The organism is Ruegeria sp. AD11(2025) (assembly GCF_056542405.1).
Window position 1 is genome coordinate 208,388 of record NZ_JBQFZU010000002.1, and the last position, 24,232, is coordinate 232,619.

The 24,232-nt window shown below is 58.9% G+C and carries 22 protein-coding genes; 11 read left to right on the forward strand and 11 right to left on the reverse strand.

Annotated elements, in window-relative coordinates; translation table 11 throughout:
* Nucleotides 1–2: 2 nt before the first annotated feature.
* Together ACR1XY_RS02875 and ACR1XY_RS02880 are read right to left on the reverse strand one after the other, a co-directional pair.
* Entirely contained in the window at nt 3–1,295 is a 1,293-nt protein-coding gene (locus ACR1XY_RS02875) for an O-acetylhomoserine aminocarboxypropyltransferase/cysteine synthase family protein (RefSeq protein WP_480589684.1), read from the reverse strand.
* A gap of 72 nt (nt 1,296–1,367) precedes the next feature.
* The gene (locus ACR1XY_RS02880; protein ID WP_480589685.1) at nt 1,368–2,363 is read right to left on the reverse strand and encodes a hypothetical protein; all 996 of its coding nucleotides are present in this window, start codon (nt 2,361–2,363) and stop codon (nt 1,368–1,370) included.
* A gap of 311 nt (nt 2,364–2,674) precedes the next feature.
* On the opposite strand from ACR1XY_RS02880, the gene ACR1XY_RS02885 reads away from it, so the two are divergent.
* Together ACR1XY_RS02885 and preA are read left to right on the forward strand one after the other, a co-directional pair.
* Nucleotides 2,675–4,009, forward strand: a complete 1,335-nt coding sequence (locus ACR1XY_RS02885; RefSeq protein ID WP_480589686.1) for an NAD(P)-dependent oxidoreductase — start codon at nt 2,675–2,677, stop codon at nt 4,007–4,009.
* Nucleotides 4,010–4,056: 47 nt separating this feature from the next.
* Nucleotides 4,057–5,361, forward strand: coding sequence for an NAD-dependent dihydropyrimidine dehydrogenase subunit PreA (gene preA / locus ACR1XY_RS02890; RefSeq protein WP_480589687.1), 1,305 nt, complete (start codon nt 4,057–4,059; stop codon nt 5,359–5,361).
* 475 nt (nt 5,362–5,836) lie between these two features.
* On the opposite strand, the gene ACR1XY_RS02895 is transcribed toward preA, so the two are convergent.
* Together ACR1XY_RS02895 and ACR1XY_RS02900 are read right to left on the reverse strand one after the other, a co-directional pair.
* A complete protein-coding gene (locus ACR1XY_RS02895; protein ID WP_480589688.1) occupies nt 5,837–6,382 on the reverse strand; it encodes a M48 family metalloprotease in 546 nt (181 codons plus the stop codon).
* Between the two features lie 582 nt (nt 6,383–6,964).
* Entirely contained in the window at nt 6,965–7,573 is a 609-nt protein-coding gene (locus tag ACR1XY_RS02900) for a TetR family transcriptional regulator C-terminal domain-containing protein (RefSeq protein WP_480589689.1), read from the reverse strand.
* A gap of 171 nt (nt 7,574–7,744) precedes the next feature.
* Here ACR1XY_RS02900 and ACR1XY_RS02905 point away from each other — a divergent pair, with 171 nt between their 5' ends.
* The 9 genes from ACR1XY_RS02905 to ACR1XY_RS02945 all read left to right on the forward strand — a co-directional run bounded on the left by ACR1XY_RS02905 (nt 7,745) and on the right by ACR1XY_RS02945 (nt 16,637).
* Nucleotides 7,745–8,995, forward strand: a complete 1,251-nt coding sequence (locus ACR1XY_RS02905; RefSeq protein ID WP_480589690.1) for a Zn-dependent hydrolase — start codon at nt 7,745–7,747, stop codon at nt 8,993–8,995.
* Between the two features lie 91 nt (nt 8,996–9,086).
* Nucleotides 9,087–10,541 carry a dihydropyrimidinase gene (gene hydA / locus ACR1XY_RS02910; RefSeq protein ID WP_480589691.1) on the forward strand — a complete coding sequence of 485 codons (1,455 nt, stop codon included), beginning with the start codon at nt 9,087–9,089 and terminating at the stop codon, nt 10,539–10,541.
* A 56-nt stretch (nt 10,542–10,597) separates the two neighbouring features.
* The gene (locus tag ACR1XY_RS02915) at nt 10,598–11,392 is read left to right on the forward strand and encodes an ABC transporter ATP-binding protein (RefSeq protein ID WP_480589692.1); all 795 of its coding nucleotides are present in this window, start codon (nt 10,598–10,600) and stop codon (nt 11,390–11,392) included.
* Entirely contained in the window at nt 11,385–12,317 is a 933-nt protein-coding gene (locus ACR1XY_RS02920) for an ABC transporter permease (protein ID WP_480589693.1), read from the forward strand. The genes ACR1XY_RS02915 and ACR1XY_RS02920 overlap by 8 nt, the downstream gene beginning before the upstream one ends.
* Nucleotides 12,314–13,159, forward strand: a complete 846-nt coding sequence (locus ACR1XY_RS02925; protein ID WP_480589694.1) for an ABC transporter permease — start codon at nt 12,314–12,316, stop codon at nt 13,157–13,159. Before ACR1XY_RS02920 ends, ACR1XY_RS02925 begins: the two co-directional genes overlap by 4 nt.
* Nucleotides 13,160–13,215: 56 nt before the next feature.
* Nucleotides 13,216–14,205: an ABC transporter substrate-binding protein gene (locus tag ACR1XY_RS02930; RefSeq protein WP_480589695.1), complete on the forward strand. Its 990-nt coding sequence runs from the start codon at nt 13,216–13,218 to the stop codon at nt 14,203–14,205.
* 153 nt (nt 14,206–14,358) lie between these two features.
* Nucleotides 14,359–15,072, forward strand: coding sequence for an ABC transporter permease (locus tag ACR1XY_RS02935; protein ID WP_480589696.1), 714 nt, complete (start codon nt 14,359–14,361; stop codon nt 15,070–15,072).
* A complete protein-coding gene (locus ACR1XY_RS02940) occupies nt 15,065–15,799 on the forward strand; it encodes an ATP-binding cassette domain-containing protein (RefSeq protein WP_480589697.1) in 735 nt (244 codons plus the stop codon). The genes ACR1XY_RS02935 and ACR1XY_RS02940 overlap by 8 nt, the downstream gene beginning before the upstream one ends.
* Before the next feature lie 22 nt (nt 15,800–15,821).
* Nucleotides 15,822–16,637 (forward strand): ABC transporter substrate-binding protein, encoded by an 816-nt coding sequence (locus tag ACR1XY_RS02945; RefSeq protein WP_480589698.1) that lies wholly within the window; start codon nt 15,822–15,824, stop codon nt 16,635–16,637.
* 6 nt (nt 16,638–16,643) lie between these two features.
* Here ACR1XY_RS02945 and ACR1XY_RS02950 read toward each other — a convergent pair whose 3' ends face one another.
* The 7 genes from ACR1XY_RS02950 to ACR1XY_RS02980 all read right to left on the reverse strand — a co-directional run bounded on the left by ACR1XY_RS02950 (nt 16,644) and on the right by ACR1XY_RS02980 (nt 24,104).
* Nucleotides 16,644–17,516: a substrate-binding domain-containing protein gene (locus tag ACR1XY_RS02950; protein WP_480589699.1), complete on the reverse strand. Its 873-nt coding sequence runs from the start codon at nt 17,514–17,516 to the stop codon at nt 16,644–16,646.
* Nucleotides 17,517–17,642: a hypothetical protein gene (locus ACR1XY_RS02955; protein ID WP_302478164.1), complete on the reverse strand. Its 126-nt coding sequence runs from the start codon at nt 17,640–17,642 to the stop codon at nt 17,517–17,519.
* A complete protein-coding gene (locus ACR1XY_RS02960) occupies nt 17,639–18,916 on the reverse strand; it encodes a c-type cytochrome (RefSeq protein ID WP_480589700.1) in 1,278 nt (425 codons plus the stop codon). The genes ACR1XY_RS02955 and ACR1XY_RS02960 overlap by 4 nt, the downstream gene beginning before the upstream one ends.
* Nucleotides 18,917–20,116: a formate dehydrogenase subunit gamma gene (locus ACR1XY_RS02965; RefSeq protein ID WP_480589701.1), complete on the reverse strand. Its 1,200-nt coding sequence runs from the start codon at nt 20,114–20,116 to the stop codon at nt 18,917–18,919.
* Nucleotides 20,117–20,143: 27 nt separating this feature from the next.
* On the reverse strand, nt 20,144–20,494 hold the full coding sequence (locus ACR1XY_RS02970) for a putative quinol monooxygenase (RefSeq protein ID WP_480589702.1): 351 nt from the start codon (nt 20,492–20,494) through the stop codon (nt 20,144–20,146).
* A gap of 110 nt (nt 20,495–20,604) precedes the next feature.
* Complete coding sequence (gene fdh3B / locus ACR1XY_RS02975) at nt 20,605–21,198, reverse strand: formate dehydrogenase FDH3 subunit beta (protein ID WP_170324620.1); 594 nt, start codon at nt 21,196–21,198, stop codon at nt 20,605–20,607.
* An 11-nt stretch (nt 21,199–21,209) separates the two neighbouring features.
* Complete coding sequence (locus tag ACR1XY_RS02980; protein WP_480589703.1) at nt 21,210–24,104, reverse strand: formate dehydrogenase subunit alpha; 2,895 nt, start codon at nt 24,102–24,104, stop codon at nt 21,210–21,212.
* Between the last annotated feature and the right edge of the window lie 128 nt (nt 24,105–24,232).

Genomic DNA, 24,232 nt, shown 5'->3' on the forward strand with positions numbered 1-24,232 from the left:
GATCAGGCCGATGCTTTGGCCAGCGCCTGATCCAGATCGGCGATCAGGTCGTCGGCGTCTTCGATGCCGATGGACAGGCGTACCACGTTCGGCCCGGCACCTGCCGCCTCTTGCTGTTCCGGGGTCAGCTGACGGTGGGTGGTCGATGCCGAGTGGATGATCAGCGACCGTGCATCGCCCAGGTTGGCGACGTGGCTGAATATCTCGAGCGAATTCACCAGCTTGACGCAGGCGTCATAGCCGCCCTTGACCGCAAAGGTGAACAGCGCGCCAGCACCCTTCTTGTATTGCGCCTGAACCCGGTCGTAATAAGGCGAAGAGGGCAGGCCCGCATAGGTCACATAGTCCACACGCTCATCGGCCTCGAGCCAGGCAGCGATTTTCTGGGCGTTCTCCACATGGCGCTCCATCCGCAGGGACAGGGTCTCGATCCCCAGCAGAGTGTAATGGGCGGCTTGCGGGTTCATGGTCATGCCCAGATCACGCAGACCAATGGCGATGCCGTGGAAGGTGAAGGCCAGCGGGCCGAAGGTCTCGTGGAATTTCAGACCATGATAGGCGGCTTCCGGTTCGCTGAGCGAGGGGAACTTGTCATTCGCCGACCAGTCGAACTTACCCGAGTCCACGATGCAGCCGCCGGTGACGGTGCCGTTGCCGGTCAGATACTTGGTGGTCGAATGAACCACCAGAGTAGCTCCCTGTTCGATAGGGCGGCACAGGTAAGGCGTGGCCGAGGTGTTGTCGACGATCAAAGGGATACCCGCTGCATCTGCAATATCGGCCATCGCACGGATGTCGGTGACGTAGCCGCCCGGGTTGGCAATGGATTCGCAGAACACCGCGCGGGTGTTTTCGTCGATGGCGTTCTTTACTGCGTCCAGATCGTCGGTGTCGACGAACTTGGCCGACCAGCCAAAGCGTTTGATGGTCTGGCTGAACTGCGTGACCGTACCGCCATACAGGCGGGTCGAGGCCACCACGTTGGAGCCCGGACCCATCAGCGGGAACAGGGCCATGATCTGCGCCGCGTGACCCGAAGAACAGCACACCGCGCCGACGCCGCCCTCAAGCGTGGCGATACGTTCCTGCAGAACGGCCACGGTCGGGTTGGTCAGGCGGGAATAGATGAAGCCAACCTCTTGCAGGTTGAAAAGGGCGGCCGCGTGGTCGGCATCGCGGAACACATAGGCGGTGGTTTGGTAGATCGGAGTCTGACGCGCACCTGTCGCCGGGTCGGGCCGCGCTCCCGCGTGAATTTGCAGTGTGTCGAAACCGTAAGTCGGGCCGTCAGACATCGTCGAAATCTCCTGTTGGAATGTGTGTTGCTGAATCTCTAGGCGATCCGGCGCGCGCGCACAACAATCCTGTCAGCGCATCCACAGGCCGTTGTTGCGGATCGTGTTGCGAATGGCCTGCTCGCGCTGGGGCAGGTTTTCCCGGTCGAACAGGTCGCGGATCTTGTGGCCCTTGCGTTGCAGAACCAGCTTTTTGATCGGCTCATACCCTTTGAGCACTTTCTTGACCCGGTTGGGGGCCGCGACGGTTTCCAGCACTTCGACCACGTGGTCGCTCTCACGTGCATAGAGCAGTGGGAACAGGCGATAGTGGCAGCTGACCGATCCGTCCAGCAGGCCGGGGGGCAGCGCATCACGCCCGCCACCGAGGGAATGGATGACCAGCGGCAGGGCGGCCTGATCCAGCCAGGGGTCAAGGTTCTGCCCGGCCAACTCAGGGATTTCCTCATCCCGGATCGTGCGGGCATAGTCCAGAAATCGCTCTCCGAACTCGCGCGGGCAGGAATAGAAGAAATAGCCCGCGTTGAAATACAGATACCGTCGCCAGTAATCCATCGGCTGGCTGGCGTCCTGCGAGCTTTCGAAATCCAGCTCAAATCGTCGGTACAAAGCGCTCCAGATGCCATCGAAACCGGGGCCATAGAGCGTCGGCTTGGGCCACGTGCCCTCGACCTTTTGCGAGGCGCCGGGGCGGTCGAAGTCAAACGGCACCGAGGTCAGATCGCCGGTGATCAGAGTATCGCTGTCGAAGAATACGAAGGGTTCGCCTTCGGGCAAGGCCAACAGGGCCTCGATCTTGTTGCCATAGGGATAGCTGTCGCCGAAGACGTGAGAGTCAAAGGGCAGAATCTCGGCATTCAGTTGTCGCAGGGCTTTCAGGATATCTTCGTTTTGGATGCTCGGGTCCTGACGCCAGCGCGACCCGGGCTGAGGGACGGCGACAAATAACCGCCCTGAGAAATTCGGTGAGCTGTGGCGCAAAGAGGCTGCAAACAGCAGGGCCTCGTATTGCAGCCGATTGTTTTGCCCGATGATGACGATGTTGAATTTCGAAGGGCTGGCCTGCATCGGGTGACTTTCACGTATAAGGCCGCTGTTCGGCGCTGCTCGGGTTCTTCTTGACCTACAACACGCCGTAAAGCCCGTCAAAACCAGATACGGGGAATCTTCGGTTTCCCTGCAGCCAGAGGCCGTTTGGGTGCGGTGCATTTGCCGCGAGTCTTCAGAATGCAAGAAAATCGGGCGTAATCGCCTGCGAAACCCGGGGAATCCACCCTGGATTTGCGGTTTTTGGTGATTTTCCAAATTTTACCAATTGATAAAAAATAAGATTGTGGCAAGCTGAGATTATAACAAACATATCTACAGGGAGTAGAGCGATGGCACAGGGCCAGATTGCCCCCGGCATTGTCTCCGGGCGGCTTTCCAGCGATGAGCTGACCTCGAATTTTACCGATCTGCATCCGCCATTGGCCGCGCATGAGGCCGCTGTGGCGGCAGACCGGTGCTATTTCTGCTATGACGCGCCATGTGTGACGGCCTGTCCGACGGATATCGATATTCCGTTGTTCATGCGTCAGATTCAGGCCGGGCAACCCGAGGCGGCAGGTGAGACCATTCTGGCGCAGAACATTTTGGGCGGCATGTGCGCGCGCGTTTGTCCGACCGAGACATTGTGCGAAGAGGCCTGCGTACGCGAAACTGCCGAGGGTGCACCGGTCGAGATCGGTCGCCTGCAGCGCTATGCGACGGACAGCGTAATGGCTGCAGGGGGCCACCCGTTCGAGCGTGCCGCGCCGACTGGCAAAACCGTTGCCGTGATCGGGGCAGGGCCTGCGGGCCTGGCCTGCGCGCATCGTCTGGCGATGCATGGGCATGACGTGGTGATTCATGAAAGCAAGCCCAAGCCCGGCGGTCTGAACGAGTACGGTATCGCCGCCTACAAATCGACCAATGACTTTGCACAGGCTGAGGTGGACTGGCTGCTGAACATCGGCGGTATCACGATTGAGACCGGTTCGGTGCTGGGCGAGGGTGTCTCGCTGGACGGTCTGGTCGAAAACTACGACGCAGTATTTTTGTCCATCGGGCTGGCCGGGGTGAACGCCCTGCGCGCGGATGGGGCAGAAAAGGACGGCGTGCGCTTTGCTGTAGACTTCATCTCGGACGTACGTCAGGCATCTGATCTGGCGGATCTGCCGGTGGGTCGCAATGTCGTCGTTATCGGTGGCGGCATGACAGCCGTGGATGCGGCGGTGAAATCGAAACTGCTGGGTGCCGAGCATGTGACCATCGCCTATCGGCGCGGTCGCGAAGCAATGGGGGCCAGCCGTTACGAGCAGGATCTGGCCTCGTCGCATGGCGTCAAGATCATGACCAATGTGCAACCCGTTGCCGTTCACGGAAACGGTGCGGCGGCCGAGGTCGAATTGGAGTATACTTCCAGTCACAACGGTCAGCTTGCGGGCACCGGAGAAATGGTTCGCCTGCCTGCAGATCAGGTCCTCAAGGCGATTGGTCAGACCCTGGAAGGCGCGCCGGAAGGGCTGAAGCTGGACGGCAACAAGATCGCCGTGACCGGGGCTGGTCGAACCTCGGTGGCTGGTGTCTGGGCCGGGGGCGACTGTGCGGCCGGTGGCGAAGACCTGACCGTGACCGCCGTGGCCGAGGGCCGCGACGCCGCAATGGATATCCACGCAAGCCTGACCGCGTGAAACTCAAAGACACAAAGATGCTGAACTGCATCAGGGAGGCCGGATAAATGGCTGATTTGAAGACAAACTTTCTGGGTATCGAAAGCCCGAACCCGTACTGGCTGGCCTCGGCGCCACCGACCGACAAGGAATACAACGTCCGCCGTGCCTTCGAGGCCGGATGGGGCGGCGTTGTGTGGAAGACGCTGGGGGCCGAGGGGCCTCCGGTCGTGAACGTGAACGGGCCGCGCTATGGCGCGATCTATGGCGCTGATCGTCGGCTGCTGGGCCTGAACAACATTGAGCTGATCACTGACCGCCCGCTTGAGGTGAACCTCGAAGAGATGGCGCGGGTCAAGGCCGACTACCCGGATCGCGCGCTGATCGCCTCGATTATGGTGCCGTGCGAAGAGGAGGCATGGAAAGCCATCCTGCCGCGTGTTGCCGAGACTGGTGCAGACGGGATCGAGCTGAACTTTGGCTGTCCGCACGGGATGAGCGAACGCGGTATGGGGTCCGCAGTGGGGCAGGTGCCGGAGTATATTGAGATGGTGACCCGCTGGTGCAAGCAATACTATGACCGCCCAGTCATCGTGAAGCTGACGCCCAACATCACCGATATTCGCAAGCCTGCCGAAGCCGCCAAGAATGGTGGCGCGGATGCGGTGTCGCTGATCAACACCATCAATTCGATCACCAGCGTCAATCTGGACACGTTCAGCCCTGAGCCGTCGATTGACGGCAAGGGCAGCCATGGCGGTTATTGCGGTCCGGCGGTGAAGCCGATTGCTCTGTCGATGGTGTCCGAGATTTCGCGGGCTCAAGCCACGCATGGCCTGCCGATCTCGGGTATCGGTGGCGTGACCACGTGGCGCGATGCGGCAGAGTTTATGGCGCTGGGGTGCGGCACCGTTCAGGTCTGCACTGCGGCCATGACCTATGGGTTCAAGATCATCGACGAACTGACCGCTGGCTTGTCCAAGTGGATGGACGAAAAGGGCTACAAGGACGTTTCCGAAGTCGTCGGCCTGGCTGTTCCGAACGTGACCGACTGGCAGTATCTGAACCTGAACTATATCGCCAAGGCCAAGATCGATCAGGACCAGTGCATCAAATGCGGCCGTTGCTACGCGGCGTGCGAAGACACCAGCCACCAGGCGATTTCGATGTCCGAGGACCGGGTGTTCGAGGTCATGGATGATGAATGCGTCGCCTGCAACCTTTGCGTGGATGTCTGCCCCGTGGACGGATGTATCTCGATGGTGCCGATGGCGGCCGGAGAGGTCGATCCGCGCACCGGCTTGGAGGTGCAGCCCGACTATGCCAACTGGACAACACACCCGAACAATCCGATGGCAAACGCCGCCGAGTAAAACAAATTGCAGAATATGAAAGGGCCGGTGAATAGCCAGTCCTTTGCCGTATGTGTCGCACGCGTGACCACAGGCCTATGGGTTCGTTATTCTATGTCGAGCAAAGCTCCCGGAGATTTCTTCGGGAGCAGAGTAGTGAGGTCCGGTTATGAGACAAAGCAGCCTTGTGCATGAGCAGCTATCGCTGACGCACCACAGCCAGTGCGGCAACTCAGCGTGTGTCACCAGAGCCGACATTCAGAGTGCTATTTTCAGGTGTTTGAAACTGTCCTTTCGCCGCACTCAGGTTCGATACTTGAGGAACGCAATTTTCCCTTCATTCCTAAAACAGCCCGAACTGACGCTGACGGCCCGAAGCCGGTGATCGTGGTGCCGCAGCGCGATCCGCCGGGACGGTTGTCAGCTGTAACTGTGGAATCAAGGGTTGCTCGAACTTTGGTTTTGCGGTTCTGCGAATACCCAACGTTCCAGTGATTTAGCCACCAATCTGGTTCATTGTAGCTTGAACCGCATGATATCTTTGAGCGTTGGGCGGATGCGTCCCTAGAAAGCGATCACCAGGATCAGGAACTCGCGCGAAGTACAGAGCACCTTTGAGTGGATCATAGCCCGCTTTATAGGCTATTACCGTACCTAGTTGATCAGCTTCCAATTCAAAGTTCTTGGAATAGCTGCGCCCGCCGACAAAAGCTCCTAGATCTTGAGCTGCGGCAATGTCATTCGGTCCAGTCCCGGCTATTGTTGCCAGACCAGCCAAAATAACTGCACCAGCGGCCGCGTTTTGAGCGCGTCGCGCTAAATGACCTTGAATGTGGTGAGCGGCTTCATGCGCCATAACAAATGCAAGCTCATCGGTATTGTTCACATTTCGTGTCAGCGATTGGGTCATTGTGATCACCGGGCGCCCCGACTTACTTAAACTTTGATAGGCGTTTGAGGGCGCTTGTTTATTTGGATCAATGCGGATCAAAAAATCGCAATTTACGCCCGCAGTGCGGCGGCGGCATTCTTGCTCTGCCACGGGTTCTACTCGAGAGGCGACCTGACGGAATCTTGCTTGTGCATGCTGTGAGCTAACGGGGGCGCTCGCACGACCGGGGTTTGGTATAGGTGCCGATGGAGGAGTGGTGGTTGATACGCATCCCGCCTGCACCAAAAGTGCAAATACCAATACAGTTCGCTTCATAAACGCACCTTTCCAATAATTTAGAGTACCGAAATACAGTCCGTATTCTTCGACAAACCAACATTTAAATCCGAGACTAGGGCCTGTGTGAGTTGTTATTCAATAACAGAGGAAATTGTCTCTGGTCGCACCCGGATTTGCTGCCGCTAAAATGGTAAGCACCGCAAATGGCGTTGAAACGAACGGCCAATCGGGCTGCGGACCCCGACACTAACGACCTGAACCGCGACAACAACTGCTACTCCCGCTGCACAACGGCTTGAAACCTATCTGCTTTGCGGCGAAGGGAGTGTTGCGAGTGCACGCACAATTCAATGGGTGCTTCCGGTATGGGTCCGAAACGGACATTAAGTTCCAAGCTTCACTATCGGCCGCCTGCACCACATACTGTGAAGGGTCGGGTGAACGGCCCCTTATTTAGGGTGTGAGCAGTTTGCGATAGAGCGTGTCGATAAACGGTTCCGCGCCCTCGAACGGGTCCTCGTCGCCAAGAATTGCGCGAACCTGCACGTCGAAATCGGCGTAATGCTGGGTCAGCGCCCAGATCGAGAAGATCAGGTGATAGGGATGAACCTGCGCGATTTTGCCGTCGTCCATCCATTGCTTCAGGACCGCGGTCTTCTCATCCACCAGCTGTTTCAGATCCTGCGACAGCGCGTCGTGAATGCGCGGCGCACCTTGGACCAGTTCATTGGCGAACAGGCGGCTTTCACGTGGGAGCTCGCGGCTCATCTGTAGTTTGCGGTGGATGTAAGAGAGGATTTCCTGCATCGGGTCGCCATCCTCATCCAGATCGTGCAGCGGTGCGAGCCAGACGTCCAGCAGACCGGATAGCAAGGCAGTGTGAATCGCCTCTTTCGACGGGAAATAGTACAGCAGGTTTGGTTTGCTCAGCCCGGCTTCGGCCGCGATCTGATCAACGGTCGAGCCGCGAAACCCGTGTGCCGAGAACACATTCAGGGCGGCTTCCAGAATCGCTGCTCGGTTCTTCTTCTGAATTCTGGTTGGGGCGCGATCTTTGGGCATGTTTTCAGGTTGTCTCTTTTTCCGGCAAGCAGGCGCCGTTTATGCCAAAATTATCGACGGCGTCTCGCAATTTCTTGACTGATGACCAACCCGTGATAGCGTGAGTTTGACCAGATGGTCAAATCAAGACACCAAAAGCGAGCCAAATCGCAAGCAACAGGGAAGAAGAAAATGGCAGCTCCGGCGCAGAATCTCAGGATCAATGGCGACAGGTTGTGGGACAGTCTGATGGAGATGGCCAAGATCGGCCCCGGCGTCGCGGGCGGCAACAATCGCCAGACCCTGACGGACGAGGATGGCGAGGGGCGCGCATTGTTTCTGAAATGGTGTGAGGACGCGGGCTGTGCCATGGGGCTGGACCAGATGGGAAACATGTTTGCACGACGTGAGGGTACTGATCCCGAGGCGCTGCCGGTCTATGTCGGCTCGCATCTGGACACACAGCCGACGGGCGGAAAGTATGACGGTGTGTTGGGCGTTCTGGGCGGGTTGGAAATTATCCGCACTTTGAACGATTTGGGGATCAAGACCAAACATCCGATTGTGGCGACCAACTGGACCAACGAAGAGGGCACGCGGTATGCGCCAGCGATGTTGTCCTCGGGCGTATTTGCAGGTGTCCACACTCAGGATTGGGCCTATGACCGCGAGGATGCCGAGGGCAAGAAGTTCGGCGATGAGTTGCAGCGCATTGGCTGGCGCGGCGACGAAGAGGTCGGTGCCCGCAAGATGCACGCTTTTTTTGAATTGCACATCGAGCAGGGTCCCATCCTTGAGGCCGAAGGCAAGGACATCGGCGTTGTCACCCACGGTCAGGGCCTGAGCTGGACCCAGATCACAGTGACAGGCAAGGACGCCCATACCGGTTCAACCCCGATGCCGATGCGTAAGAATGCCGGTCTTGCGATGGCGCGGATTCTTGAGAAGGTGGATGAGATCGCGTGGTCACATGCACCCCATGCCGTGGGCGCCGCGGGGCACATTGATGTGTATCCGAACTCGCGCAATGTGATCCCGGGTAAGGTGGTATTCACGGTCGATTTCCGCTCACCCGAGCTGGACGTGATCACCGATATGGAGAACCGTCTGCGTGTCGCTGCTGAGAGCATCGTCGATGAGATGGGTCTGCAGATCGAGTTCGAGAAGGTCGGCGGTTTCGATCCGGTAGAATTCGATGCAGGTTGTGTGGCAGCCGTGCGCGATGCGGCCGAGCGGCTGGGCTATTCGCACACGGACATCATCTCGGGCGCGGGGCATGATGCGTGCTGGATCAACCGCGTGGCACCGACTGCGATGGTGATGTGCCCCTGCGTGGATGGGCTGAGCCACAATGAGGCCGAGGAGATCAGCAAGGATTGGGCTGCGGCCGGCGCGGATGTTCTGTTTCATGCAGTCGTCGAGACGGCGGAAATCGTAGAATAGGGTCACCGTCCCCGTCGCCGACTGGGCGACTCCCCCGGGATGCTAATGGCCAGATAAAGCAAGCGGCACAGACCGCAACAGGGAGACTAAGATGAGCACTGTTATCAAGAACGGGACCGTCGTGACCGCCGATCTGTCTTACAAGGCGGATGTTTTGGTGGAAGGTGGGGTGATCACCGAGATCGGAATGGACCTGAAAGGTGACAAGGAACTGGATGCGACCGGGTGTTATGTGATGCCCGGCGGGATCGACCCGCACACCCATCTGGAAATGCCGTTCATGGGTACCTATTCCAGCGATGATTTCGAAAGCGGCACACGCGCGGCATTGGCCGGGGGCACTACGATGGTGGTGGACTTCGCGCTGCCGAACCCCGGTGAGGGCCTGTTGGATGCCTTGAAGCGCTGGGATAATAAGTCGACGCGGGCGAATTGTGACTACTCCTTCCACATGGCAGTGACCTGGTGGGGTGAGCAGGTCTTCGACGACATCAAGACAGTGATCGAGACGCGCGGCATCAACACCTTCAAACACTTCATGGCCTATAAAGGCGCGTTGATGGTGAATGACGACGAGCTTTTTGCCTCGTTCAAGCGACTAGCCGAGTTGGGTGGTATCGCCATGGTGCACGCCGAAAATGGCGACGTCGTAGCCGAGTTGCAGGCCAAGCTGATGGCCGAAGGCAACACCGGCCCCGAAGCGCACGCCTATTCGCGTCCGCCGCAGGTGGAAGGTGAGGCCACCAACCGCGCCATCATGATCGCCGATATGGCGGGTGTGCCGCTCTATGTGGTGCACACCTCCTGCGAAGAGGCGCATGAGGCCATTCGCCGGGCCAAGATGCAGGGTAAGCGCGTGTGGGGGGAACCTCTGATCCAGCACCTGACATTGGATGAGAGCGAGTATTTCCATCAGGACTGGGACCACGCGGCGCGGCGGGTCATGAGTCCTCCGTTCCGGAATAAGCAGCATCAGGATAGCCTGTGGAACGGTCTGCATTCCGGCACGCTGAGTGTTGTGGCGACCGACCATTGCGCCTTTACAACTGAGCAAAAACGCTATGGCGTGGGTGATTTCACCAAGATTCCGAATGGCACTGGCGGTTTGGAAGACCGGATGCCGATGCTGTGGACCCATGGGGTGAATACCGGACGGCTGACGATGAACGAGTTTGTCGCCGTGACGTCAACCAACATCGCCAAGATCATGAATTGCTACCCGAAAAAAGGTGCGATCCTTGTTGGGGCTGATGCGGATATCGTGGTGTGGGACCCTGAAAAGTCCAAGACGATCAGTGCGGACACGCAGCAATCCTCGATCGACTACAACGTGTTCGAGGGTAAAGAGGTCAAAGGTCTGCCGCGCTTTACCCTGACACGCGGTCAGGTGGCGGTGCATGACGGCGAAATCCGCACTCAGGAAGGGCATGGTGATTTTGTGGCCCGTGAGCCAAACGGTCACGTGAACAAGGCGCTGAGCACCTGGAAAGAGCTGACCGCGCCGCGGCCGGTCGAGCGGACGGGTATCCCGGCGACGGGTGTGTGATTGTGCGCGGGCCGTCGTCTGGGCGGCCCAAAGCCTAACCTTTTCAAGGCAATGGAATGAATACTGAAAGCACTACCCAGCCCGTGATCGAGGCAAGGCAACTGGATCTTACTTTCCAAACCAATGACGGACCGGTTCACGCGTTGAAAGACGTGAATCTGACAATCGACAAGGGCGAGTTCGTCAGCTTTATCGGCCCCTCGGGCTGCGGCAAAACCACCTTTTTGCGCTGTATCGCGGCGCTGGAGACACCGACAGGCGGTGCCCTGACCGTCAACGGCATGACCCCGGATGAGGCACGGCGGAACCGGGCCTATGGGTACGTGTTTCAGGCAGCTGGCCTGTACCCTTGGCGCACGATTTCCAAGAATGTCAAATTACCGCTTGAGATCATGGGCTATTCTGCAGCCGAGCAGGAAGAGCGGGTAAAGAAGGTCCTGGAACTCGTTGACCTTGAAGGGTTTGGCGGCAAGTTTCCATGGCAGCTGTCGGGTGGGATGCAGCAGCGCGCAAGTATTGCCCGGGCGTTGGCCTTTGATGCCGATATCCTGCTGATGGACGAACCTTTCGGCGCTCTGGACGAAATCGTGCGCGACCACCTGAATGAACAGCTTCTGGCACTTTGGGCACGGACTGAAAAGACCATCGGTTTCGTAACGCACTCGATCCCCGAGGCGGTGTACCTCAGCACTAAGATCGTAGTCATGAGCCCGCGTCCGGGGCGGATTACGGATGTGATCGACAGCCCTCTGCCGAAAGAGCGTCCTTTGGATATCCGCGATACTCCAGAGTTTATCGAAGTAGCCCATCGCGTGCGCGAGGGCTTGCGGGCGGGGCATTCGGATGACTAGCGCAGGGATCAGAGCTGTATTGGCCGTCTTGACCGTTGTGGCCGTCATTATCCTGTTCTGGTACGCCGCCAGCGTGCCGATGAATATCAAGGGCGTTCTGAACGAATTCGAACGAGCAGGTGAGCAGGTCGATCCACCCAAGGCGGTTGATCGGCGCGACATGAGCGAGTTTGAGCTGGTCATCGACAACCCTTACGCCATCGACGAAACTTGGGAGCAGGACCGACCTCGTCTGCCCGCTCCGCATCAGGTGGCTGAGGAGTTATGGGACACAACAGTCGAGAAGAAGATCACCTCGAAGAGGTCGTTGATCTATCATTCTTGGGTAACACTCAGCGCGACGATGCTGGGCTTTGCGATTGGTACCGGGCTGGGCATCCTGTTGGCCGTCGGGATCGTGCACAGCCGGGTAATGGATCTTTCGGTTATGCCTTGGGCCATTGTCAGCCAGACCATTCCAATCATCGCTTTGGCGCCGATGATCATCGTGGTTTTGTATTCGGTCGGCATTCAAGGGATCATCCCCAAAGCGATCATCTCGGCCTATCTGAGTTTCTTCCCGGTCGTGGTCGGCATGGTCAAAGGCCTGCGCAGCCCGGATGCGATGCAGCTGGACCTGTTGCGCACCTATAATGCCAGTAGGTCGCAAGGGTTCTGGAAGCTGCGCTTGCCGGCGTCGATGCCGTACCTGTTCACCTCGCTGAAGATTGGCATCGCGGCCTCTCTGGTCGGGGCCATCGTTGGTGAGTTGCCGACGGGTGCGGTTGCTGGATTGGGAGCGCGCCTGCTGGCGGGCAGCTATTACGGTCAGACGGTGCAAATCTGGTCGGCCTTGTTTGCCGCAGCCATTTTGGCGGCCTGTCTGGTCGGATTGCTGGGATTAATTGAGCGGATGGTTCTCAAGCGGATGGGGATGGCGCAATGATCCTTGTTTTCTGTGGAATCCTATTGTGGCTGTTCGGCTGGTGGATGAATGGGCGTCTGGCCAGCGGTCCTTATGCCGATACGCGGATGGTGCGGTTCGTGGCACCGCTGGTATTCGGTCTGACCGTGATCGGCATTTGGGAACTGGTGGTGCGCGGGCTTGAAGTGCCGTTGGTCATCTTGCCAGCCCCCTCGGTGATCGCGGTGCGCTTTGGTGGCAGTCTGCCAGTCCTTTGGGCCGACTTCGTGCAGACCATCATCAAAGGCGCGCTCAGTGGCTACATCATTGGCTGCGGAGCGGCTTTTTTGATGGCGATTGCCGTAGACCGCTGGGATTTCCTGCGCCTTGGGTTGCTGCCGGTCGGGAACTTCGTAGCGGCGCTGCCGATTGTGGGCACGGCGCCCATTCTGGTGATGTGGTTCGGATTCGACTGGCACTCCAAGGCTGCCGTGGTCGTGGTGATGGTTTTCTTCCCGATGCTGGTGAACACCGTGGCGGGGTTGCGAGAGGCTACGGCCATGCAACGCGACCTGATGGAGACCTATGCGGCGACCTATTGGCAGAGCTTTATGAAACTCCGTCTACCGGCGGCGATGCCGTTTATTTTCAATGGCCTGAAGATTTCTACCACTCTGGCCCTGATCGGCGCTATCGTGGCCGAGTTCTTTGGTTCGCCAACCCTGGGTATGGGGTTCCGGATCTCAACCAGTGTCGGGCAACTCTCGCTGGATATGGTTTGGGCCGAGATCGTCGTGGCCGCATTGGCTGGGACGGCGTTCTATGGGGTTGTCGCAATGATCGAAAAGGCGGTGACCTTTTGGCACCCGTCACAACGCGGATAACAAGACTTCAACAGACCCCGAAAACGGGGCACCAACAACAACCAGGAGATATGAAGATGAACAAGCTACTCAGCGGGGCGGTCGCCGCTTTCAGTCTGGCAGCCAGCGCGGCGCTTGCGGCGGATGAGGTGACCTTGCAGCTCAAATGGGTCACGCAGGCACAGTTTGCGGGCTATTACGTGGCTAAGGACAAGGGGTTCTACGAAGAAGAGGGGCTGGACGTTACCATTTTGCCGGGTGGCCCCGACATTGCCCCGACGCAGGTGATCGCGGGTGGCGGCGCCGATGTGACTGTTGAGTGGATGCCTGCCGCTCTGGCCGCGCGCGAAAAGGGTCTGCCGCTGGTCAATATCGCGCAGCCGTTCAAAAGCTCAGGCATGATGCTGACCTGCTGGAAAGACGCCGGGATCTCCTCACCCGAGGATCTGAAGAACCGCACGCTGGGCGTTTGGTTCTTTGGCAACGAATTTCCCTTCATGAGCTGGATGAGCCAGCTGGGCATCGACACCGGTGGCAAAAGCGAAAGCGGGGTCGAGGTTCTAAAACAGGGCTTCAACGTTGACCCGCTGCTGCAGCGTCAGGCCGATTGTATCAGCACGATGACCTATAACGAGTACTGGCAGGTAATTGACGCTGGTGTCAGCCCGGACGAACTGGTGACCTTCAAATATGAAGATCAGGGCGTCGCCACGCTGGAAGACGGTCTGTATGTTTTGGAAGAAAACCTCAGCGACGCAGCTTTCGCTGACAAGATGGAGCGCTTTGTTCGCGCTTCGATGAAAGGCTGGAAATATGCAGAGGAACACCCGGACGAAGCCGCCGATATCGTGCTGGAGAATGATGCCACCGGTGCCCAGACCGAAGAGCATCAGAAGCGCATGATGGGCGAGATCGCCAAGCTGACCGCCGGTTCGAACGGTGCGCTGGACCCGGCGGATTTCGAGCGCACGGTGGGCACATTGCTGGCCGGTGGGTCTGATCCGGTGATTACCAAGCAACCCGAGGGTGCCTGGACGCATCAGATCACGGATGCTGCTCTGAATTAATCCAGCCCCAATCCGGAAACATGCGCGGTCCCAATCGGGGCCGCGTTTTCTTTTTCAGATGTCGGAATCGTGTCTGTACTTGGTGCGTAGGCAGGTTAGTATTATCCTGAAATCAGGTGCAATTCATACGATTAGTCGAAATACAGGAATAAAATGCAGGGATTTGCATCAGAATTCAGTTCAGCCTTGTCTTTGATCCTCCAAGGGGATGCAGAGCTGTGGGCGATTGTGCTGTTGTCCTTGAAAGTTTCAATCTTTGCGGTCCTGATTTCGGCTCTGATTGGTATGCCCGTGGGGGCCGCGCTGGCGGTCGCGCGTTTTCCGGGGCGGCGGGCGCTGATAGTGCTGATGAACGCCTTGATGGGGTTCCCGCCGGTTGTTGTGGGTTTGCTGGTCTATCTGATGCTGTCGCGCACGGGGCCGTTAGGTGTTCTTGAGCTGCTTTACACGCCGACCGCGATGATCATAGCGCAGGTGGTTCTTGTCACGCCAATCATCGCGGCGCTGACCCGGCAAGTGGTCGAGATGCTGGCCGAGGAGTACTCGGAACAGCTGCGTTCGCTGGGCGTGTCCCGGCTGGCCTCGGTACCGGTGCTGCTGTGGGATGCGCGGTTGGCGCTGGTGACTGCACTGCTTGCCGGGTTTGGCCGCGCGATTGCGGAGGTCGGGGCGGTAATCATCGTCGGCGGCAATATCAACCATGTGACCCGGGTGATGACCACGACCATCGCTCTTGAGACATCCAAGGGCAATCTGGCGCTGGCATTGGCGCTTGGCGCCATCCTGATTGGAATTGCCGTAGCGGTTAACGCCATAGTCAGCTCGCTTAGCCTGCGGGCCGAGCAGGAGGGGTTGCGCCATGCGTGATCTGGTTTCGGAAATGGCTAGCTGCCTGTCGGTGGATGGAGTGCGGATCACCCGCAAAGGCAAGGTACTGCTGGACGTGCCGCACCTGGCGCTTGATGGGCCGGGGCCGACCCTGATCCTTGGGCCGAACGGGTCCGGTAAAAGTCTTCTGCTGCGTTGCCTGCACGGGCTGATCGTGCCTGACCGCGGGCAGGTCAGACAGGATGAGGTGGCCCTGAACGCCGAACACAAGGCGCGGCAGGCGATGGTTTTTCAACAACCCGTGTTGTTGCGCAGGTCGGTTGCGGCCAATCTGGACTTTGTTTTAAAGCGGCAAGGTCTGCCCCGAAGCGACCGTAAAGCCCGTATCGAAGAGCTGCTGGCCGAAGGTGGGCTGGACGGTAAAGCCCGGCAATCAGCGCGGTCCCTTTCCGGGGGCGAGGCACAGCGGCTGGCCATCTTGCGCGCCCTTGCTTTGGATCCTGAAACGCTGTTCCTGGACGAACCCACCAGCGCGCTGGATCCAAACGCGACGCAGATGATCGAACAGATGGTCCTGCGCGCCTCGACCTGCGGAGTGCGCATCGTCATGGTCACACATGACATCGGGCAGGCTCGGCGGTTGGCCGCCGATATCGTAATGATGCAGGGTGGCCATGTGGTTGAACATGGGGCGGCCAAACAGATACTTGATACCCCTGAAAGCGACGCCTCACGCCGGTATTTGGCTGGTGGGCTGGTGACTTAATCAAAAAAATATGGAGATCGAAATGATCCGGAATATTGTTCGGGCAGCATTGGTAACTATTGGCCTGACCGCAACGTCAGTCAGCGCCGAAGAACCGTTTATCGTCGTGCAATCGACAACATCGACCCAGAACTCGGGCCTGTTGGATTACATCCTGCCGGGGTTTGAGGCCGAGACAGGCATCGACGTACGTGTCGTTGCGGTTGGCACCGGTCAGGCGATCCGAAACGCGGTCAACGGCGATGGTGATGTGTTGCTGGTGCACGCAAAACAGGCCGAGGAGCAGTTCGTCGCTGATGGTTGGGGCGTTGAGCGGTTTGACGTGATGTACAACGATTTTGTCCTCGTCGGGCCAACATCGGACCCTGCAAAGGTGAAAGGTGGCACAGATATCGTAGCGGCTCTGAGTGCCGTGGCCGAGGCCGAGGTGCCATTTGCGTCACGTGGTGATGATAGCGGAACCCACAAGGCCGAGATGCGCTTGTGGGGAGTAGCGGAAACTGATCCGACCAAGGCCTCGGGCGAGTGGTATCGTGAGACGGGCTCGGGTATGGGTGCGACCTTGAATGTGGCCAGCGGGATGGACGCCTATGTCCTGACAGATCGTGCGACTTGGCAGTCCTTTGGGAATAAAGGCAACCTTGAGGTTCTGGTAGAAGGTGATCCGCGCTTGTTCAATCAGTATGGCGTTATCCTTGTGAACCCAGAAAAGCACCCGCGCGTGCGGGCGGCCGCCGGGCAGAGGTTCATCGACTGGCTGATCGGCCCGGACGGGCAGGCGGCAATAGAGTCATACAAGTTTGATGGTGAGCAGCTATTCTTTCCCAACGCCAAGTGACCGAGGCTAACCGCTTGCGCCATTGTGGTGGACCGTGCCCAGACCGGACAGATCATACCCACCGAATTCGGTGGCGCGGGTAGTAAAGCGGTCCGATTGCACGAACCCAAGCAGTTTGAGCATCGGGTCATCGAAATAGGCCCGCCGCCAGATCGCAAGGTCCAGGCGTTCGGAATGGGTTGGGGTAAAACTCAGATCATAGAAACCCGCCAATGCGCCCAGGCCGAACCCGACCTCGGCCTTGCCGTCATGCAGGGCTATGGCCAATTCCTCTTCGGTGCGGGCGCACGTGGGCAGGGCGTCCAGGTCCTCGCGCGACAGGCCATGGATCTCGAGTTGTGTGTCGAACAGCCGTTGGCTTGCGGCACTGTCCTGACGCAGGATCACTCGGCGACCCTTCAGGTCTGCAAAGCCAGAGATACCGGTCACACCGGGGGCCAGCAGCAACCCGCGCTGTCTGTGTGCTATCTCGTACAGAACAACCGGGGCTTCACCCAGCGTGTCACGCAGGGCTTGTGTGTTGAACCCGTCGTCTTCGTGTATATGCAATGCGGCGGCTTGTGCGCTGCGATCCTTCAGGCGATTCAGGCCATCGAACGAACCGTCGTAATAGGTGGCCAGTCCCGAACCGCTTTCGCGCAAGGCCCAGTCAAGCAGCGGATCGTGGCTACCGGCGACAATAGGGGGCAGGGGCGGTTCGGCCACCTGTGGTCCGGATCGAGAGGCGTTCAGCCACGCGATGACCTCGGCCCGGGGAAACAACAGTTTGCCCATGGCGCGGACGCAGGGCACCTCGCCGGAGGAAGCCAGATCATAAGCCTTGCGCTCACCAATGCGCAGCAGGTCGGCCAGTTCTTTGGTCGTCAGATATTCGGACATTCAGTCGAGCCGCACCGCCGCACCAGAGCCCGCGTCAGCGGCGCTGAACCCGATCTGTTGCAATGTGAAGGGCGCGGCGACGGTGATTACGACCATTGCGGCCACAGCGGCAAGAAAGGCTTTCATTGGTCTCCTCCGGTTCCGTTTTCCGGTGCTGTCGCACGGCGCAGAAAAGTGATCAGGTCGTCCCGGTCGCTGGCCTGCGTGATCCGCTGCATCGGCATTTTTGACCCCGGTATGTAGTGGTCTGGCCCCTGATGGAAAAGGGCGTTTATCGTTTCGTCATTCCAAATGATATCAGAGTCTTGCAGCGTGTCCGAGTAGAAATATCCCGGCAGCGTGCCAGCCTTGCGGCCAAAGATGCCATGCAGGGTTGGACCAGCGCGCCGTTGCCCGTCGGGCGTCAGGCTGTGGCAGATCGAGCATTTGCGGGCGAACTGTCGCTCTCCGTTGCTCATCTCATCAGGGTTTTTCAGAAAGCTGGGTTCGGCGGCGGCCATCTGCGTCTGGTCGCCAAGCGCGGTGACGGGCCAGCTGTACATCGCCTCATCAAGACCGCCTGCGTGCAGGTTCTGGCCGTCGGGCGAAAAGGCCAGCGCCCAGACTGGCCCGCGCAGGGTGGCGCGGAAATCCTGCGCGATACGCCATTCGGCGGTGTCGATCACCATGATGTAGCCCTGACCATCGCCCACAGCCAACAGGCTGCGATCTGGGTTCAGCGCCAGGGCCAGAATAGGGCGGCGGTCGAGCGTAAAGTCCCGCACATCTCCGGTAATCAGGTCCAGAATGCGCGTGACGCCATCCACGGCGCCATAAGCGATCCAGTTGTCTTGGTCGTTCAGAACCAGTTCGTTAATACCAAACCCATGTTCGACCAGTCGCTGGATTTCCTGCCCGGTGGCTACATCCCAGGCCCTCAGCGTTCCGTCCATGTCTGCCGAATACAGCGTCGCGCCATCCGGGGAGAACGTCACGGCGTTCACGCCGCTGTCCGCCTCAAGCACTTTCGGGGCCGATCCATCCTCGGGCCACAGACCAATCGTACCGTCCCAGCTGGCAGTAGCCACGTGTGTTTTCGAGGCCGCAAGCCCCACGATCTTGCCCTTGTGCTGGCCGACAATCTCTCCGCCCGGCCAGCGGCGCAGAGTGAAGTCATCTCCGGCAGAATAGATCGCGCGCCCGTTGAAGGCGACAGAGTTGACGGCGGCCTCGTGCCCCTCCAGCCATTCGGGCGTGCGGTCCGACCAAAGACCAACGGAATTGTCGAAACTGGCCGTGGCGATCCGCCCGTCGGGCGCAGCGGCGATCCCCATGATCGGCCCACCGTGGCCCTTGAGCGTGAAAAACTCGGCCAAGGCGGGCAGGGGAACCAGCGCCAGTGCCAGAGCCAGCCAGCGCATCTATTCGGCGGGTGAGGCCGCAGCCTTGCCAGCCTCTTTTTCCTGCACCTCTTCCAGCCACAGCGAGTGATGCTCGCGCGCCCATTGCTCTTCGACCTCGCCCGAGCCCATCGCATCGAACGCGCCTTCCATGCCGACCGAGCCGAGGTAGATATGGGCGATGATGATGGCGATGAATACATAGGCGACCATCACGTGCCACACCTGTGCATACTGCATCTCTTCTTGTGGTGACATCTGCGTTGGCAGGTTCAGACCCAGCATCTGAGGAATACCGGTGGAGTTGGCGATCTCGAAAGTCTTGGCAAACATAGGCAGCTCGAACGGGAAGAGCAGAGACAGGCCCGACAGGCTGATCGAAACGCCCAGCAGGATGCACGCCCAGAAGATAACCTTTTGGCCCGCGTTGAATTTCCTGGCAGGCGGGTGGCTGCCCTTGGTGAACAAGCCTCCCCCGGCTGCCAGCCATTTCAGGTCAGTCCGGTTGGGGATGTTATGGGCGATCCAGTTCACGGTGACGATGATCAGTCCCAGCATAAAGGACCAGGCCAAATTGTTGTGCAGCCATTTGCAGCCTTGTGCGATGGTCGCGAAACCTTCTTTCCCGAAGATCGGGATCAGGAAATCCCGGCCATAGAGGGTCAGCAGTCCAGTTACCCCAAGCACCAGGAAAGATCCGGCGAACAGCCAGTGTCCGAAGCGTTCAAGGCCATTGAAACGGGTGACTGTGCGGCCGGTCTTTTCTCCGTCTATGCGAATTTTCCCGCGGATCAGGAAGAACAAAGCGATGATGGCGATCATCCCGCCAAGAATATAGGTTCCATATTCACGCAGCGGCCCAGTGCGGAAGTTCAGCCACCACATACCGCCATCCTGAATCAGAACCCCCGCTGCGGGTCCTTTGGACGAAACGGTGGTATCGGCCGAGCCATAACGTATGGCGCGGTAAACATCGCTGTCAGAGGCCACGCCGCGTGTACCCAGTTGCCCTAAAAGGCCCTCGGCATTCCCCTGTCCGGTGTTATCCGAGCGGTAGCTATTGTCGACCTTTTCACCCCGTTGGCGGGCCAGAATGTCTTCCAAAGTGGTTGCGCCGCCGGTCGTGCTGCGGTCAGATTCCTGAGGGATGTCCACATTTTCCTGAGCCCAGGCGAAACTTGCAAGAAAAAGGGGGATCAGCAGCATTTGGATCAGGCGCATCTGTCGAATCTCCTGTGTCGTTCGTGTTTACCGGTCAAAGCCGCCGACTTGCTTGTGAAAAGTCGCACCAACGGGTGTAAGCGCTGCGCGCAGGTCTTCTTTTGCGGGTCCGTAAACGTCTAACTGGGTCGGTGTTAGAATTGCTAGAAAACGATCGGCGAAATTTGCCCCGAAGTTCTGCATATGGATCATCGCGTCATCGGAACTGGCGTAACGTTCAAAGATGTGAACAGCCGATCCGCTGCGATGCCATTCATAGGATTTTGCGCCGCTTTCCTTCAGTGTTGCCTCTACCATTTCAGCCGTCAGCGCATCGAATGTGACATCCTGATTTGCCTGCAGGTCGAGTTTCAGCAACCAATAAACATCTGAAGTCATAGAAGGTTCCTCTCGGACACGTCACGCCTACATATGCTCGGCCAACAGGTTGTGACCGGGCTTAGGCGACCCCGTGGCTGACACCGCGGAGCCGCCATTTTTGAACGGAGTTAACCGTCTTTTTGGTCGTAGGCCGTGCCCCAACCCCATGCGCCCGAGCCAAATCCGCGTGCAACAACTCGCTCGCGGTAAATAGCCGAGACCACATCACCGTCTCCGGCGAGCAGGGCCTTGGTGGAACACATTTCGGCGCAGAGGGGCAGTTTGCCCTCGGCGATCCGGTTGCGACCGTATTTGGCGAACTCTGCGGTCGAGTGCGTTTCCTCGGGACCACCAGCGCAGAAGGTACATTTGTCCATCTTGCCGCGCGATCCGAAGTTGCCCGCCTGCGGATATTGTGGCGCACCGAACGGGCACGCGTAGAAGCAATAACCGCAACCGATGCACAGGTCCTTGGAGTGCAGGACGACCCCTTCTTCGTTCTGATAGAAGCAGTCGACCGGGCACACCGCCATACAGGGCGCATCCGAGCAATGCATGCAGGCAACCGAGATCGAGCGTTCGCCCGGATTGCCGTCGTTGATCGTCACCACCCTGCGGCGGTTGATGCCCCATGGGACCTCGTGCTCGTTCTTGCACGCGGTGACGCAGGCGTTGCACTCGATGCAGCGTTCAGCGTCGCAGAGAAACTTTGCTCTAGCCATTATCGTCCTCCTTACGCTGCCGAGATTTTGCAGAGAGTCGCTTTGGTCTCCTGCATCTGGGTTACCGAGTCATAGCCATAGGTCTGGGCGGTGTTTGAACTTTCACCCAGAACGTAGGGATCGGCACCTGCGGGGTATTTCTCCCGCAAGTCCTGACCCTGGAAATGGCCGCCAAAGTGGAACGGCATGAAAGCCACCCCGGCACCGACCCTGTTGGTCAGCATCGCCATCACCTTGACCTTGCCGCCTTCGGGACCTTCGACCCAGACCTGTTGCCCGTCACGGATACCAAGGTTGTTGGCGTCGCGGGGATTGATCTCGACGAACATGTCTTGCTGCAGCTCAGCCAGCCACGGATTTGACCGCGTCTCATCACCGCCGCCTTCATATTCGACCAGACGACCTGATGTCAGGATTATTGGGTAATCCTTTGAAAAGTCGTTCTTTTGTATCGAAGCATAAAGGGTGGGCAGGCGGTATGCCTGACGGTCCTCGTAGGTCGGATAGTCCTCCACCAGATCGCGCCGGTTCGTATAGAGCGGCTCGCGATGCAGTGGGATCGGATCCGGGAAGGTCCAGACGACCGCGCGGGCCTTTGCGTTCCCGAAGGGCGCACAGCCATGCTTGATCGCGACCCGCTGGATACCGCCTGACAGGTCGGTTTTCCAGTTGGTCTCTGGCCCCGCAACGGCGTCAATGGCCGCGCGTTCCTCGGCGGTCAGATCACCGTCCCAACCAAGGTCCATCAGCATCTGCATCGTGAATTCTGGATAACCATCCTGAATTTCCGACCCGGCGCTATAGACCCCTTCGGCCAGCAGGTTGTCACCATCGCGTTCCACGCCAAAACGGGCGCGGAAAGTCAGGCCGCCTTCGGCCACCGGTTTGGACATATCATAGAGATTCGGTGTCCCCGTATGACCCATTTCCGGCGTTCCCCAGCAAGGCCAGGGCAGACCATAATACTCGCCGTCGTTTGGTCCACCAATGGCTTGCAGCGTGGTTCTGTCGAACGTGTGCTGGTTGGCCATGTGGCTTTTCAGACGTTCCGGCGACTGACCAGTATAGCCGATGGTCCAGAGGCCCTTGTTGAACTCACGCGTGATGCTTTCAACATTCGGGGTTTCCGGGTCTTCCATCTCGATATTGCGGAAGAATCGATCCGCCCAGCCGAACTTGTTGGCGAACTTGGCCATGATGACTTCGTCCGGCAAGCTTTCGAACAGCGGATCAACCACCTTGTCGCGCCATTGCAGCGAGCGGTTCGACGCTGTGACTGAGCCACGGGTTTCGAACTGCGTACAGGCGGGCAACAGATAGACGCCATCGGTTCGGTCATGCAAAACGGCGGAAACGGTGGGATACGGGTCGATTACGACCAGCATGTCCAGCTTCTCCATCGCCGTCTTCATCTCCGGCCCCCGTGTTTGCGAGTTCGGAGCGTGACCCCACAGAACCATGGCGCGGACGTTGTTGTCCTGATCCATGTTGGCCGGATCTTCCAGAACACCGTCGATCCAGCGCGAGACCGGGATGCCGCGCTCGTTCTGTAGCGGTTTGTCCTTGCCTTCCTTGTCCTTGATCGTGGCGAACTGACCCGCCAGCCATTCGGAATCTTCACCCCAGACACGACCCCAATGACCCCATGCCCCTTTGGACAGACCGTAATAGCCGGGCAGGGTGTGGGACAGAACACCAAGGTCCGTCGCGCCCTGCACGTTGTCATGGCCGCGGAAGATGTTGGTGCCACCACCCGAGGTGCCCATGTTGCCAAGCGCAAGTTGAAGCACGCAGTAGGCGCGGGTGTTGTTGTTGCCGTTGGTGTGCTGAGTACCACCCATACACCAGATCACCGTACCAGGACGGTTGTTGGCCATGGTGCGGGCCACGCGGCGCAACTGCGAACCGGGAGTGCCGGTGACGCGCTCGACCTCGTCCGGGTTCCACTTGGCAACTTCTTCACGAATCTGGTCCATGCCCCAGACCCGGGTTCGGATGAACTCTTTGTCCTCCCAGCCGTTATCGAAGATATGCCACAGAATACCCCAGACCAGAGCAACGTCGGTGCCGGGACGGAAACGGACATATTCATCCGCATGCGCCGCCGTGCGCGTAAAGCGCGGGTCGCAGACGATCAGCGGGGCGTTATTCTGCTCTTTCGCGCGCAGAACATGCAGCAGCGAGACGGGGTGTGCCTCGGCCGGGTTGCCGCCAATGATGAAGATGGCCCGCGAGTTATGGATGTCGTTGTACGAATTGGTCATGGCGCCGTAGCCCCATGTGTTCGCAACACCCGCAACGGTGGTTGAGTGGCAAATACGGGCCTGATGATCCACGTTGTTCGTGCCCCAATAGGCGGCGAACTTGCGGAACAGGTAGGCCTGTTCGTTGTTATGTTTCGCAGAACCCAGCCAGTACACGCTGTCCGGCCCGGATTCTTCGCGGATGCTCATCATACCGTCGCCGATCTCGTTGATCGCCTCTTCCCAGCTGATGCGCTTCCACTCGCCGCCTTCCTTTTTCATCGGATATTTGAGGCGACGTTCGCCGTGGGCGTGCTCGCGGACCGAGGCTCCCTTGGCGCAATGTGCTCCCAAATTGAACGGGCTGTCCCAACCGGGCTCTTGCCCGATCCAGACGCCATTCTGCACTTCGGCGACGACTGTACAGCCGACCGAGCAGTGGGTGCATACGGATTTGATATTCTCAACGGCCTGGTTTGCGGCTGTCTGGGCGCTGGCAGGCGTCACGGTTCCACCCGTGGCGCTGATCGCGGCGAGGCCGCCGATCGTCAGGCCCGAGCCACGCAGGAATGCGCGGCGATCGACGGTTTTTTCGCCGACCTGGGACAGGATACTTGTCCGCTGGGGGCGTCTCGCAACCCCGTTGGTCTTTTTCCTTAGCATTGGTTTCCTCCCTTGCTCGCCATGTAAGCCATGGCTGGCTTGGTACTGTGAGTGCCGACATCAGGGCCAATCGCAACCGTCCGTCGGGTAGGTGACATCGTCCGGTCAGAGAACCGGGCGCAGTCGAG

What these genes read in the sequence shown, in the direction of transcription:
- ACR1XY_RS02875 (WP_480589684.1), bottom strand. Translation starts at nt 1,295, where the DNA reads ATGTCTGACGGCCCGACTTACGGTTTCGACACACTGCAAATTCACGCG.
- ACR1XY_RS02880 (WP_480589685.1), bottom strand. Translation starts at nt 2,363, where the DNA reads ATGCAGGCCAGCCCTTCGAAATTCAACATCGTCATCATCGGGCAAAAC.
- ACR1XY_RS02885 (WP_480589686.1), top strand. Translation starts at nt 2,675, where the DNA reads ATGGCACAGGGCCAGATTGCCCCCGGCATTGTCTCCGGGCGGCTTTCC.
- preA (WP_480589687.1), top strand. Translation starts at nt 4,057, where the DNA reads ATGGCTGATTTGAAGACAAACTTTCTGGGTATCGAAAGCCCGAACCCG.
- ACR1XY_RS02900 (WP_480589689.1), bottom strand. Translation starts at nt 7,573, where the DNA reads ATGCCCAAAGATCGCGCCCCAACCAGAATTCAGAAGAAGAACCGAGCA.
- ACR1XY_RS02905 (WP_480589690.1), top strand. Translation starts at nt 7,745, where the DNA reads ATGGCAGCTCCGGCGCAGAATCTCAGGATCAATGGCGACAGGTTGTGG.
- hydA (WP_480589691.1), top strand. Translation starts at nt 9,087, where the DNA reads ATGAGCACTGTTATCAAGAACGGGACCGTCGTGACCGCCGATCTGTCT.
- ACR1XY_RS02915 (WP_480589692.1), top strand. Translation starts at nt 10,598, where the DNA reads ATGAATACTGAAAGCACTACCCAGCCCGTGATCGAGGCAAGGCAACTG.
- ACR1XY_RS02920 (WP_480589693.1), top strand. Translation starts at nt 11,385, where the DNA reads ATGACTAGCGCAGGGATCAGAGCTGTATTGGCCGTCTTGACCGTTGTG.
- ACR1XY_RS02925 (WP_480589694.1), top strand. Translation starts at nt 12,314, where the DNA reads ATGATCCTTGTTTTCTGTGGAATCCTATTGTGGCTGTTCGGCTGGTGG.
- ACR1XY_RS02930 (WP_480589695.1), top strand. Translation starts at nt 13,216, where the DNA reads ATGAACAAGCTACTCAGCGGGGCGGTCGCCGCTTTCAGTCTGGCAGCC.
- ACR1XY_RS02935 (WP_480589696.1), top strand. Translation starts at nt 14,359, where the DNA reads ATGCAGGGATTTGCATCAGAATTCAGTTCAGCCTTGTCTTTGATCCTC.
- ACR1XY_RS02940 (WP_480589697.1), top strand. Translation starts at nt 15,065, where the DNA reads ATGCGTGATCTGGTTTCGGAAATGGCTAGCTGCCTGTCGGTGGATGGA.
- ACR1XY_RS02945 (WP_480589698.1), top strand. Translation starts at nt 15,822, where the DNA reads ATGATCCGGAATATTGTTCGGGCAGCATTGGTAACTATTGGCCTGACC.
- ACR1XY_RS02950 (WP_480589699.1), bottom strand. Translation starts at nt 17,516, where the DNA reads ATGTCCGAATATCTGACGACCAAAGAACTGGCCGACCTGCTGCGCATT.
- ACR1XY_RS02955 (WP_302478164.1), bottom strand. Translation starts at nt 17,642, where the DNA reads ATGAAAGCCTTTCTTGCCGCTGTGGCCGCAATGGTCGTAATCACCGTC.
- ACR1XY_RS02960 (WP_480589700.1), bottom strand. Translation starts at nt 18,916, where the DNA reads ATGCGCTGGCTGGCTCTGGCACTGGCGCTGGTTCCCCTGCCCGCCTTG.
- ACR1XY_RS02965 (WP_480589701.1), bottom strand. Translation starts at nt 20,116, where the DNA reads ATGCGCCTGATCCAAATGCTGCTGATCCCCCTTTTTCTTGCAAGTTTC.
- ACR1XY_RS02970 (WP_480589702.1), bottom strand. Translation starts at nt 20,494, where the DNA reads ATGACTTCAGATGTTTATTGGTTGCTGAAACTCGACCTGCAGGCAAAT.
- fdh3B (WP_170324620.1), bottom strand. Translation starts at nt 21,198, where the DNA reads ATGGCTAGAGCAAAGTTTCTCTGCGACGCTGAACGCTGCATCGAGTGC.
- ACR1XY_RS02980 (WP_480589703.1), bottom strand. Translation starts at nt 24,104, where the DNA reads ATGCTAAGGAAAAAGACCAACGGGGTTGCGAGACGCCCCCAGCGGACA.